General features: G+C 48.9%; 11 protein-coding genes. 8 read left to right on the plus strand and 3 right to left on the minus strand.

The window, feature by feature from the left end; translation table 11 throughout:
* A partial coding sequence (locus AC6R0S_RS05435) for an acetoacetate--CoA ligase (RefSeq protein ID WP_500637407.1) occupies window positions 1-1,449 on the minus strand: 1,449 nt, incomplete at its 3' end.
* 225 nt (window positions 1,450-1,674) lie between these two features.
* Here AC6R0S_RS05435 and phhA point away from each other — a divergent pair.
* Window positions 1,675-2,469 carry a phenylalanine 4-monooxygenase gene (gene phhA, locus AC6R0S_RS05440; RefSeq protein ID WP_500637408.1) on the plus strand — a complete coding sequence of 265 codons (795 nt, stop codon included), beginning with the start codon at window positions 1,675-1,677 and terminating at the stop codon, window positions 2,467-2,469.
* Window positions 2,459-2,785 carry a 4a-hydroxytetrahydrobiopterin dehydratase gene (locus AC6R0S_RS05445; protein WP_500637409.1) on the plus strand — a complete coding sequence of 109 codons (327 nt, stop codon included), beginning with the start codon at window positions 2,459-2,461 and terminating at the stop codon, window positions 2,783-2,785. The genes phhA and AC6R0S_RS05445 overlap by 11 nt, the downstream gene beginning before the upstream one ends.
* Before the next feature lie 68 nt (window positions 2,786-2,853).
* Here AC6R0S_RS05445 and AC6R0S_RS05450 read toward each other — a convergent pair whose 3' ends face one another.
* The gene (locus AC6R0S_RS05450) at window positions 2,854-3,168 is read right to left on the minus strand and encodes a hypothetical protein (RefSeq protein WP_334552078.1); all 315 of its coding nucleotides are present in this window, start codon (window positions 3,166-3,168) and stop codon (window positions 2,854-2,856) included.
* Between the two features lie 225 nt (window positions 3,169-3,393).
* Between AC6R0S_RS05450 and AC6R0S_RS05455 the strand changes: the two genes are divergently transcribed.
* The 5 genes from AC6R0S_RS05455 to AC6R0S_RS05475 all read left to right on the plus strand — a co-directional run bounded on the left by AC6R0S_RS05455 (window position 3,394) and on the right by AC6R0S_RS05475 (window position 9,838).
* Window positions 3,394-4,059, plus strand: a complete 666-nt coding sequence (locus tag AC6R0S_RS05455; protein ID WP_500633630.1) for an SH3 domain-containing protein — start codon at window positions 3,394-3,396, stop codon at window positions 4,057-4,059.
* Window positions 4,060-4,300: 241 nt separating this feature from the next.
* Window positions 4,301-6,076, plus strand: coding sequence for an extracellular solute-binding protein (locus AC6R0S_RS05460; RefSeq protein WP_500637438.1), 1,776 nt, complete (start codon window positions 4,301-4,303; stop codon window positions 6,074-6,076).
* Between the two features lie 41 nt (window positions 6,077-6,117).
* Entirely contained in the window at window positions 6,118-7,206 is a 1,089-nt protein-coding gene (locus tag AC6R0S_RS05465) for a microcin C ABC transporter permease YejB (protein WP_500629389.1), read from the plus strand.
* Complete coding sequence (locus AC6R0S_RS05470; protein ID WP_334552075.1) at window positions 7,206-8,243, plus strand: ABC transporter permease; 1,038 nt, start codon at window positions 7,206-7,208, stop codon at window positions 8,241-8,243. Before AC6R0S_RS05465 ends, AC6R0S_RS05470 begins: the two co-directional genes overlap by 1 nt.
* A 2-nt stretch (window positions 8,244-8,245) precedes the next feature.
* Window positions 8,246-9,838 carry an ABC transporter ATP-binding protein gene (locus AC6R0S_RS05475; RefSeq protein ID WP_500637410.1) on the plus strand — a complete coding sequence of 531 codons (1,593 nt, stop codon included), beginning with the start codon at window positions 8,246-8,248 and terminating at the stop codon, window positions 9,836-9,838.
* An 82-nt stretch (window positions 9,839-9,920) separates the two neighbouring features.
* Here the strand turns inward: AC6R0S_RS05475 and AC6R0S_RS05480 are convergent, their stop codons facing one another.
* On the minus strand, window positions 9,921-11,699 hold the full coding sequence (locus AC6R0S_RS05480) for an EAL domain-containing protein (protein ID WP_500633632.1): 1,779 nt from the start codon (window positions 11,697-11,699) through the stop codon (window positions 9,921-9,923).
* A gap of 303 nt (window positions 11,700-12,002) precedes the next feature.
* Between AC6R0S_RS05480 and AC6R0S_RS05485 the strand changes: the two genes are divergently transcribed.
* Entirely contained in the window at window positions 12,003-12,899 is an 897-nt protein-coding gene (locus AC6R0S_RS05485) for a LysR family transcriptional regulator (protein WP_500630727.1), read from the plus strand.

Here is a 12,899-nt window from a genome sequence, read left to right on the forward strand (position 1 = left end):
GATTAACTCGCCGCGTTGATCTGTCACGGCTTGTCCCTCTTCATCAAACACTGCGATATCCAGCCCAAGTCCGGGGCCTTGACACTCGCCTACATAAACGGGAGACAACGGGTTACCCAGGACAAAGCAGCCGCAAATGTCCGTTCCTCCCGAAATCGATGCGAGATGGAGATCGGATTTAATCTTATCGTACACATAGTGATATTGGTTGGGGTAGAGCACCGAACCGGTGGAACACAATGTCTTTAGTGACGACAGATTCACGTCATTTTTTGGTGTGTAGCCAGCTTTCTCAATCGCTTCTAGATATTTGGCTGACGTGCCAAATAGGCTGACTTGCGCGCGTTCAGCCAGTGACCAGAGTGTCGCTGGCGTTGGATAAACGGGGCTACCGTCATAAATCACTAAGGTTGCGCCACTGGCAAGGGCAGAGACATGCCAGTTCCACATCATCCAACCGCACGTGGTGTAATAAAACACACAATCATTGGGTTTGATGTCGCAATGCAATTGATGCTCCTTGAGGTGATTCAATGTGGTTCCCCCGACACTGTGGACGATGCATTTGGGTTTGCCTGTGGTGCCTGAGGAGTAGAGGATGAAAAGTGGATCGTTAAAGCCGACCCGTGCGAATTCAATGCCCCTCGGTAAACAACTCGACAGCACCGACTCCCAATCGGAAAAGCCCTCGTTGAAAAACAGATCACAGGCGTGATCCGCGAGGTATTCAATCTGACAGGTGTTGGTAATGCTCGAAATGGCGTCGCAGATCTGGCCATTTTTCTCCACCATAGAATGGGTTTTGCCACTGAATTGATAGCCATTGCAGCAAAACAAGATCTTAGGTTGTACCTGACCAAAGCGCTCGACCACACTGTCTACGCCAAAATCAGGAGAGGTAGAGGTCCACACCGCGCCGAGGCTGGTGGTTGCCAACATGGCAATCACCGCTTGAGGGCAGTGTGGTAGGTAGCCAGCAACCACGTCACCTCGCTCGACGCCATTGTGACGCAGCCACTGCTGTACGATGGAGACTTGATCGCACAAGGCTTGCCAACTCAGCTGCGTTTCTACGCCAGATTCATTGTGAAACCAAATCGCCGGATTATTTGGACGTTGATACGCATAGGCGAGTAAGTTTTCTGCGTAATTGAGCTGTGCTTGAGGGAACCAGATGGTGTCTCGACTGGCACTAAATTGACCGTGTTTCGCTAGACCTTCTCCCTTAATACACTCACCGCGATAGCCAATCACGTCACAGACTTGCCAAATTTCGAGCCAAAACTGGTTGGGGTTTTCAACAGACCAAGTATGCAAATCCTGATAAGACTCAATAGCTTGGCCTTGCATGTTGATGTGCTGAATGAATTGCGCAATGTTGGCGTTACGTTGTCGCTCAGTCGTGGGTGACCAAAGCAGTTCGGGGGAGAGAGCAGAAGAGTCAGTCATTGGCGTATCCAGTGTTTTTATTGTTTTCGTTGTTTTGATTTTTGGTGCAAATATCGCCAAAGTCAAACCTTGCACTTCTTTTCATACCCATGAAAAACAAGTAAAAAAATGGAAAATGTAAAATATTTGTTACATGAGGTTGAGTGTTGATTGAACAAGCCATGATTGTCACTCAATGTCGGTATGGATACGCTTTATGTAACAAAATTGTTATGGATTGACATCATGACCTCGTATCACTCTAAGCCTGTCGATGCGCAAGGGCAGATCGCCTGGACGGCAGAAGAACATCAGATTTGGCAAGCCTTAGTTGAGCGCCAGTTGGCGGTCGTACAAAACCGCGCATGCCAAGCCTACCTAGATGGCCTTAAGCTGCTGGATTTGCCCTGCGATCGGGTCCCGGCACTGCGCGACATTAACCGCGTACTCGCCAGAGAAACTGGCTGGCAAGTGGAGCCAGTGGCAGCGTTGATCAGTTTTGATAAGTTCTTTGCGCTCTTGGCGCAACGGAAATTTCCTGTCGCGACGTTTTTACGCTCACGACAAGAGTTCGACTACCTCCAAGAGCCAGACTTTTTTCATGAAATATTCGGCCATTGCGCCATGCTTACTCATCCCGATTTTGCCGCTTTCACACACACCTATGGCCAAATGGGGTTAGCGGCAACACCAGAAGAGCGTGTCTATCTCGCAAGATTGTACTGGTTTACGGTTGAGTTCGGCTTGGTGAAAGAAGCCGGGGCCACCAAGATTTACGGCGGGGGGATTCTCTCTTCGCCCGGTGAAACCGTGTATGCATTGGATGACGCGAGTGTAAAACGAACCCCTTTTGACCTCCATACTGTGCTGCGGACGCCCTATCGAATTGACATCATACAGCCACAATATTTTGTTTTAGAGGATCTTAAGCAGTTGTATACCCTGAGCAACATGGACTTAATGGCCCACGTCAAGCAGGCAATGCAAGCTGGCTTACTCCCTCCACTATTTGAACCAAAGGAAATCTCCCATGTTGAATGAATTGCGTTGTGAAGCGTGCCACAGTGATGCCACCCCCCTCGGCTCTGAGGAACGAAGATTGCTATTAACGGAGTTGGAGGGATGGAAAATCGTTGATCGAGACGGCATACCCCAATTGGAAAAAGAGTATCGCTTTAAAAATTATCAACTGGCGTGGGCCTTCGCCAATAAAGTCTCTCAGCTTGCTGAAGAGGAGTTCCACCACCCCTCACTACTGTTGGAGTGGGGAAAGGTCACCGTCACCTGGTGGAGCCATTCCATCAAAGGCTTGCACCAAAACGACTTTATCTGCGCGGCCAAGTGTGACCGCTTTTAACGGATAGCATAACGCCCCTCACTAGCATTCGGCTTGTGAGGGGCGTCGTCGTTTCTCAGTGCGGCGTATTAGTTTGCGGTCAGGTAACGCTGCTCTTTGGCGAGTGTTTTATCGCCATCAATAATTTCGAACGTGAAAGTGCGGCCGTTATCAAACAAGTTAGCGGCGTAGAATGTTCCTTTTGAACCACTGACGAAATGTTTGACACCGTTGCCACGGACTGTGACGTCAACACCACTGACGGGTTGTCCGTTGTCAAGTACCGTGACGATTGCGCCGTGATTTGCTGTTGCTACATCAAGGGTGTAGTTGTGGCTGTCGGCAGCAAATGCTGATGTTGCAGTAACCAAAGAGAGTGCAAGAGTGGTGATGATAGTTTTCATAGAGTATTCCTCAACAAGTAGGTGGAATTAAGTTTGCTGGAGTCTGTCTCAGCGCTTGATAGGAATATTAAATGTGATTTTGGTCGCGAAAAATCATGGTTTTTAGTTGGACTAGTTCGAAAAAATTGAACGTAGTTTTGTTTAACTTGTGTACAAAGCTAAAGAGTTACTGATAATGGTCGCTATACTCTTTACAGTAACGACAAAACGCTTGCGTATGGAACTATGAAAAAAATCATCATGGTGTTGTTGCTGCTTGTCGGTATTGCTTGTGCCGGTGGCGGTTATTACATCTTTTATTACAAGCCTCAACAAGATGCGTTGGCACTCGCCGCACAAGAGTCGGAGCCCGAGGCACCAAAGCCTGTGGAAAAAAAAGCGCCACCTGAGCCAGAACCCGAGCCCATCACAGATTATTACGTGAACCCAGCCAAACTTGGGGTGCGTGAGCAACCCGATGAACAGGCGTTTATCGAGAGTGTTGTTTATCGCGGCGATAAACTGCATGTTTTGGAAAAAAAAGACGGTTGGGGACGCATTTCCCCCTATTACGTGTATGAAGAAGGGGGGCCGGAAGTCGCTGAATGGGTGCCGATGGAGGCACTGCTCGAGGTTGCGCCCACGATTACTCGTGAAGAGCGTATTGAGACGGTCAGTGGCTACATCGAAAATTCCGACGATTTTAAAACCTTTTTTGACCGCTTTATCCAGTCCACCGACAGTTTGCTCAAAGAGGGGACTTGCTCGCCAGAAGACTTTGAAGAGTTGGGCGGTTGGGTGCGTTCTGTTACCTTCAGTAGCGACGATATCTACTTTGTCTATTGCGGCGGTTTGAAACAGGCGAACAAAATTTATCTCAACGCGCAAACGGGCGAAATCTTCTATCGCTGATCCCCAAACACATTGACGAAACCATGACGCACAGATGCTTACATCTTGGCGGGAGTTACGTATATACTTATCCAAGTATTTGAATTGCTAAACTATGTGCTCTGAGTACGGTCTTGTGCTCATAGTTTAATGGACATAGTAGGCTCAACGAGGTCGAGTTGGCCTCGTTGACAGGAAAGGATAATAAAGGGAGAGAACGATGGGCACGATCACGCGCACCCTAGTTGCCGTCGCGTTTGCGATGCACATGGCCACGTCATATGCGGCTGTCATTGAAACCACGACACTGGTGGGATTTGGTGACGCAAAATATCCGCAAGATTTCACCCACTTTGATTATGTCAATCCAGACGCCCCAAAATATGGCAAAGTGACGTATGGACAAGTCGGCACGTTCGACAACTTTAACCGTTACGCTTCTCGCGGGGTTGCGGCGGCGGCCAGTGGCGAGCTATACGATCCCTTAATGTTCTCTCCAAGCGATGAGATCGATGCTTATTACCCCTTAATTGCACAGCGTGTCCGATACTCGGATGACTACCGCTGGTTAGAGCTCGACATCAACCCGAAAGCACGCTTTCACGACGGTCAGCCTATTACTGCACATGACGTCGCCTTTACCTTCGATAAGTTTATGAAAGAGGGGGTGCCGCAATACCGCGTCTATTATCAAGACATTCAATCTGTGACCGCTAAAGATGATCTCACGGTGCGGATTGAGATGGCGACGCCCAATCGAGAAAAGTTGTTTAGCTTTGCGCAGTCCACACGTGTGTTGCCCAAACATTTTTGGCAGGACAAAAACCTCTCCGAACCGTTATCGACGCCACCTATCGGCAGTGGTGCCTATCAAGTCACCGATTATCAATCTGGCCAGAGCGTCACCTATTCACTGGTAGAGGATTACTGGGCACGCGATCTTCCCGTCAATGTGGGGCGCGATAACTTTGCGCAGATTCAATACGACTATTACCGCGATGACACCGTGATGCTCGAGGCGTTTAAAGCGGGCGAATTTGATTTTCGTCTCGAGAATTCCGCCAAGTTTTGGGCGAATTCTTACACCGGGATCAACTTTGATAAGGGATACATTGTTAAACAAGAGATCCCTCATGAGAAGCCAGAGAACACCCAAGGGTTCGTGTTTAACACCCAGCGTGATCTGTTTAGCGACCCAAAGGTTCGAGAAGCACTCTCTTACGCGATGGACTTTGAGTGGATGAACAAAAACATGTTCTATGGTCAATACAGTCGCACGCGCAGCTACTTTCAAAATACTGACTATGAAGCTAAAGGGCTTCCTGATGAGGACGAATTAGCGGTGCTTGAACCTTATAAATCTCAAGTGCCAGCGCGAGTGTTTACCCAGGAGTATCAGCCGCCAGTCACCGACGGCAGTGGTCGAATTCGCGCCCAGCTTAGAGTGGCGTTTAAACTGCTCGATGAAGCGGGTTGGGCACTTAAAGACAAAGTGATGACGAACAAAGAGACCGGTCAACCGCTCACCTTTGAACTGCTGATATACAGTCCAACCACGGAGCGTATTGCGATTCCATTGCAAAAAAATCTCAAGCTCATGGGCGTAGAGATGAACATTCGCTCGGTGGATACCACCCAATATATCAAACGCTTGCGTGACCGAGATTTTGACATGGTGTCATCGTCTTACAGCGCCAATCCTTATCCAAGTCCGAACTTAATGATCGTTTGGAACTCCAACTACATTGACTCCACCTACAACACTGCCGGTGTGATGGACCCCGTCGTGGATGCGTTGACGCTTGAGATTTCCAACAGTCAGCAAGATACGCAGGCGTTGTTGTCACTGGGTAAGGCGCTCGATCGCGTACTCCAATGGAACTTTTATGTGATTCCACAGTGGCATGTTGGCGAGTACCGCGTTGCGATGTGGGATAAGTTTGGACGCCCATCTGTGACGCCCAAATACGACCTTGGCGTTGACACTTGGTGGGTCGATAAACAAAAAGCGGACAAATTGCCAGAAAAGCGCCGCTAAACCTGTAAGGCGATATTGACCAAGGCCAATTCGAGGGAAACATGGCAGCGTATATATTTCGACGACTTTTGTTGGTGATCCCCACCTTGTGGGCGATCATCACCATCAATTTCTTTATTATTCAAATAGCGCCAGGTGGCCCTGTCGAGCAAGCGTTAGCCCAGATGGAAGGGCTCGGTTCTGGTGTTATGGAGCGTTTTGCCGGCGGTGGGAGCGAAGTCGACCTGAGTGTCTCCAATGACAATGCCGTGAGTGGTTATAAAGGCTCTCGCGGTTTGGATCCCGAAGTGGTGGAGGCGATTAAAGTCCAGTTTGGTTTTGATAAGCCGCTACTTGAGCGCTATGTCGAGATGCTCAAAAACTACGCGACTTTTAATTTTGGTGAAAGTCTGTTTAAAGGCGGTAACGTCATCGATTTGATTGTCGAGCGGTTGCCCGTCTCCATCTCCCTCGGGCTTTGGAGTACGTTGATCATCTATCTGATCTCGATTCCTTTGGGGATTCTAAAAGCGATTCATCATGGTAGTCGCTTTGATATTTGGTCCAGTGCACTGGTGATCATCGGTTACGCCATTCCCGGTTTCTTGTTCGCCATCATCCTTATTATTTTGTTTGCCAGTGGCAACTACTTCAGCTGGTTTCCCTTGCGTGGCTTGGTGTCGGCCAATTTTGAGCAGCTGAGTTGGTATGAACAAATCCTCGACTATTTTTGGCATTTGGCGCTGCCGATTTGTGCGATGGTGATTGGCGGCTTTGCGACGCTCAGCATGCTGACCAAGAACTCGTTTCTGGATGAGATCAACAAACAGTATGTAGTGACGGCGCGGGCAAAAGGATTGGACGACCGCTCTATCTTGTACAAACACGTATTTCGTAACGCCATGCTTATCATTATCGCGGGTTTTCCTGCGGCATTTATCAGCATCTTTTTTACTGGTTCGATGCTGATTGAAGTCATGTTCTCTCTTGAGGGCATAGGTCTACTCGGTTTCGAGTCGACCATACAGCGGGATTATCCGGTGGTGTTTAGCTCGCTCTACATTATGACGCTGCTCGGACTGTTGCTGAGTATTATTTCCGATCTGACCTATACCTGGGTTGACCCAAGAATTGATTTTGAGGCGCGCTAATGCAAGCGAAGAAAAGACGTAACCCGCTCAACGAAGCTCGCTGGCAACGCTTTAAGGCTAATAAGCGCGGATTTTGGTCGTTGTGGATCTTCTTGGTTTTATTTACCGTGAGTTTGTTTGCCGAGCTGATTGCCAACGATAAGCCATTGCTGGTGGAGTACGATCAGCAGTGGTATTTTCCTATCGTTCAACAATACGCAGAAACGGAGTTTGGCGGTGAGTTTGAGACCGAAGCCGATTACACCGATCCGTATGTGATCGAGCTTATCGAAGAGAAGGGCTATCTGATTTGGCCTCTGATCCGTTTCAGTTACGATACGATCAATTTTGATATTTCCGGTAGCGTGCCATCGGCGCCCGATAGCGTCAATTGGCTCGGCACGGATGACAAAGGCCGCGACGTACTGGCCCGAATTATTTACGGTTTTCGAATTTCGGTGCTGTTTGGTTTTGTGTTGACCATCATTTCCAGCGTGATTGGTGTTGCCGTCGGCGCGACGCAAGGCTACTACGGTGGTTGGCTGGATCTGTTGGGTCAGCGTTTTATCGAAATTTGGTCCGGAATGCCGACCCTATTTTTACTGATCATTTTGTCGAGCTTTGTCGAGCCGAATTTCTGGTGGTTACTGGGGATTATGGTGGCCTTCAGTTGGATGAGCTTAGTCGGCGTGGTGCGCGCCGAATTCTTACGTTGCCGAAATTTTGATTATGTCCGCGCCGCGCATGCGATGGGCGTCAGCGACGGGCGCATCATGCGTCGCCACATGTTGCCCAATGCGATGGTCGCCTCACTGACCATGATGCCGTTTATCTTATCCGGTTCGGTCACAACATTAACCTCGCTTGACTTCCTTGGCTTTGGTTTACCGGCCGGTTCGCCATCACTGGGTGAGTTACTGGCGCAAGGTAAAGCCAATTTGCAGGCGCCGTGGCTCGGTTTTTCGGCCTTCTTTGTTCTCTCTATCATGCTAACCTTGCTCGTTTTCGTCGGCGAAGCGGTACGTGACGCGTTTGACCCCCACCACCAAGGACGATAATCATGAGTACTCCTATTTTACACATAGACGGTTTATCGGTGGGCTTTGGCGCCGGTGATGCGCCTCTGACGGTCACCCATCAAGTGTCACTCAATGTCGCCAAAGGGGAGACGCTCGCCTTGGTCGGCGAGAGCGGCTCAGGTAAGTCGGTGACAGCCAATTCGATTCTCAAGTTGTTGCCAAAAGGTTCAGCCCATTATCTGGAAGGAAGCATTCAGTTTGATGGCATTGACATGCTCAGTTGTTCAGAGCGTCAGTTACGTGGTATTCGCGGCGGTCGAATTGGGATGATTTTCCAAGAGCCTATGGTGTCGTTAAATCCGCTGCATAAGGTGGGCAAACAACTGGTTGAGACCTTAGCGATTCACCGTGGCATGCGTACGACTCAAGCGCAACAGCGAGCGATTGAGTGGCTAGGAAAAGTCGGAATTCGTCACCCTGAGCAAAAAATACAGGCCTATCCGCATGAGTTGTCGGGGGGAGAACGTCAGCGCGTGATGATTGCGATGGCGTTAATTAATGAGCCTGAGCTGCTGATTGCCGATGAGCCGACGACAGCGCTCGATGTCTCTGTCCAAGCGCAAATTCTGGATCTGCTCAAAGCGCTGCAACAAGAGATGGGCATGGCGATGCTGTTTATCACCCATGATCTGAGTATCGTTCGCCGTATTGCGGACCGAGTGGCCGTCATGCAACACGGACATTTAGTCGAGACAGGGGAGTGCAAAGCGATCTTTCAAAACCCGACCCACCCCTACACGCAAAAGCTGATTCACTCAGACCCGAGAGGCTTACCTGTTCCGGTTGAACCCGACTCGCCCGCTTTGTTGACAGTGGATCAGTTGAAAGTGTGGTTTCCCATCACGGGTGGTCTGTTTAAGCGGGTAGTGGATCACGTGAAAGCCGTGACAGAGATGAGCTTTACTTTACGCAAAGGTCACTCCATTGGATTGGTTGGCGAGAGTGGCTCGGGGAAATCGACCACAGGTATGGCGATTCTCAAATTGGTCCACTCGCAAGGGCATATTGAGTATCAAGGACACGCACTGGACACGCTCGATCGCGCGGGTATGCTGCCATTTCGCAGCAAAATGCAAGTGGTGTTTCAAGACCCGTTCTCAGCGCTCAACCCAAGAATGTCGGTGGCTGAAGTGATTGGGGAAGGATTGCGCGTGCACAAGCAATGGAGTGATGAAGAGATCGATGAACAAATCTGCGCAGTGATGAAAGAAGTGGATTTGGATCCGAACACTCGTCACCGTTATCCCAATGAGTTTTCCGGTGGGCAGCGTCAGCGCATCGCCATCGCTCGAGCGTTGGTGCTCAAGCCAGAATTCATTTTGCTTGATGAGCCGACCTCGTCACTCGATAGAACCGTGCAAGCTCAAGTGCTCGATTTGCTCAAATCGCTGCAAGAGAAGTATCAGCTTAGCTATTTGTTCATTAGCCACGATCTCAATGTCGTGAAATCCTTGTGCCATTACACCATAGTGATGAAACAGGGGCAGATTGTCGATCAAGGGGAGACGCAGCAACTGTTTACCTCTCCCGCTCACCCTTATACGCAGGAGCTGGTCTCGCTGTCGTCGTTTTAGCGAGTCAGCGTGTTTTATATAGCAAGCTATTGGGGCCAGTATCAGTGGGCGAACCAAACGGTGTAGTATCGCCTTGTCGCGATTAAATGGTGGTGTAGCGGCTGGCGCTTGCCAGAGAGAGCGGTTTTGAAAACCAATAGCCTTGCAAGTAGGACGCGCCCATATCTGTGAAGATTCGCTGCATTTCGGCGCTCTCTATTCCCTCAATGACAATATCGACGCTGTAGCTTTTGCACAGTTTAGTGATGAAGGCGAGATACTCGAAGGTAGCGGGGTTTTGCAGCGAGCGCCACGCGATGGATTTGTCGACTTTGATCTGTTTTAGCGGCAGGTCAAAAAAACTATTGAGAGAGCTGTAGCCGGATCCGAAATCGTCTAACGAGAGTAAGAAACCATAACCATTGAGGCGGTAGAGTTGGTCAAAAGCACTCTGATTGCCATCAAGGATGATGGTTTCTGTCAGCTCTAGCACAATACTGCTCGTAGGCACGCCGTAGTGGTCTGCCATGGTTTTAATTTTTTTCGGAAAATCCTGTTGCAGCAACTGCAATACGGATACGTTGATATTCACCCGAACGCTCGATTGATGTTGCTGTGAGTAGGCTTTGATGAACTCGCAGGCTTTGGCAAACACAAAGTAGCCCAATTCAGACACTAAGCCTTTCTTTTCCGCTAGCGCTATAAATTCGTCGGGGTAAATTTCTCCCATCTCGCGGCTTTTCCAGCGTACGAGTGCTTCAAAGCTGGCCACGCGGTTTTGCTGGGTACAAATAATAGGCTGAAACTTCACGTTCAGCGTTTCACCTTGAATTGCCTCACCAAGTTCACGTTCGATGTAGAAGTGGCGATCGACCTTATCTTTGGTTTTGTCATCATAAACGCTGATGATTCCGTCACCTTGTTCCACTGCAAAGTGGCAGGTACGCGCAGCGATTTTAAGGGTATCTTCAGGCGCGGCATCGGTAGGGAAGTTAGGGTAGATGCCTATCACCATATCACGGCCGTACAACACGCCCTGTTCGTTGAGCGCATTTTGGTACTGCGTAATAATGCGCTGGGCGAGATCGTTCAGTGCAGCGGTGGTGTAGTCACCTTGACATAGAATCACAAAGTCATCAGAGCGAATACGGTAAATATCCACCAACACATCAGGCAGTGTTTTTAGGCTGATCAACAGGTGATTGAGCACATCGCGCATACTCTGTGAGCCATACAGGCTAAGGTAGGTACGCAGATCGCTAACATGGATATTCAGTAGATGATACTGTTCGCCCACCGGCGCGGTCAGCTGGTTGAGATCGAGGGTCAATTTTTGCTCGTTGGCAAGGCCTGTCGGAATATCAAACAGCGACGTGTGACGTAAAAACGCTTCCATATCTTTTTGTTGTGAGATGTCTTTGTGGCACCCAACCATAAAACGCTTACCGTTGATGGTTTTGGTGATAGACGTCGCTTCTAGCCAAACGTAGTCGCCGGTGGTGGCACGAATACGATATTGCGTGGTCATTTTGAGGTTGTCTTGCGCGATGTGCTCATTGACGCGACCATCGAGCATTTCTCTGTCCAATGGATGCACCAGTTTCAGCCAATCATTCAAACAAGAATGGCCGGTATTGATGCCAAATCGGCGATAAAAGGCGGGGCTATAAAAGCAGACATGTTCATTGTCAGACATGTAAAAGATACCGTCATTAAACACATCAAACATGTGCTTAAAGTGGTTGTCCATTAGGCCGTCGAGCTGAGCGCCCGAGAGAGGATGCTCAGCGTTATGGTCAATCGACTCTACCGCACCGCCGCTTTCAGCCTCTTCTGCAGCTTTGAGCGTATCAAACAGACTGTGGATGGTGTACTTAGACATATCGAAATAAAGACCTAGCCATAGATTGCTTAATCATTGATTTTATTGTGGTTATCTGCGTTAAGCAAAAATTTTGAACATTGTTTCATACATTTGATGCTACTGCCAACAATAAGCGCGTTAACTGATAACGATTCTCTATTAATTTTGATATAGATGCAGTGAATAGACAATATTATTGAGTGAGCATTCAATAATATTGATGAATGTGTGAAGAGAATCACCTAAGGCGCTGCGCATTGGCGAGTATAGTGGATTGTGCTACGGTGGCATTATCCAAAACTATCAAACTCGTCTCTTATTATGAAGTCTCAGCTTGATCTCAATTTACTTAAAGTATTGCTGCTGTTGGCGAAACATAAGCAGTTAAAACCGGTCGCAAAAGAGTTGGGAAAAACCGAAAGTGCGGTCAGTAAGCATCTCGCTAAGTTGCGAGAGCAGCTTGGTGACCCTTTATTTGTCAGAGGAGCACACGAGTTTGAGCCCACTGAGTTCACGCTCAAGCTTTTGCCTGGTGTTGAGCAAGGATTGGAGCTTATCCAATATTCGGTACAAGACAAAACCTTTGAACCTCAGTTGTATCAAAAGCCGATAAAAATCGCTTTGCCGAGCGTGGTGCAATATTTGGTAGGTAAAGATCTTCTGATTGACTTGCTAGACACGTTCCCACGCGCGCCGATTGATATCACCACTTGGAATGACTATTCGGTCAGCCACATTCTTGATGATAAAGTCGATATTGGCGTTCAATACTTTAACGGTGACTTGACGAAGAACCTCTACCAGCACAGGCTCGGGCAGTGTGATGCCAGTATTATCTGCGCCAAGCGCTATGCTGGGCGAACTCTAGACGATTTGCTTGCGATGCCGTTTGTATTAATGGAAATGAAAGGGTGGCAGCATTCGAAAGCCGCCACCAAAGTGGCATTGGCAGAGCGCGGCATTGCCATTAATGACATCGCGACCGTAGACAATATGACCTGTTTGTTTGAGGTACTTGATGAGATCGAGTGCGCCGCTTTCTTACCTAAGCTTCCCGCGCTGACCAAGCGGCCAAATCTGGCGGTGACAGTGCTCCCTGATAGCCTAATGGGAACGCCGCTGCCCCCGATTGTCAGCATATCTCGCTTAAAGAATCGAGGGAGCCCATTACACGATCTGCTGGTGAGTAAACTCAAGCAGCACGTGTTCTCCGGTTAA

The sequence above is a fragment of the Vibrio sp. R15-SG3-ISO1B genome (genome assembly GCF_059833835.1).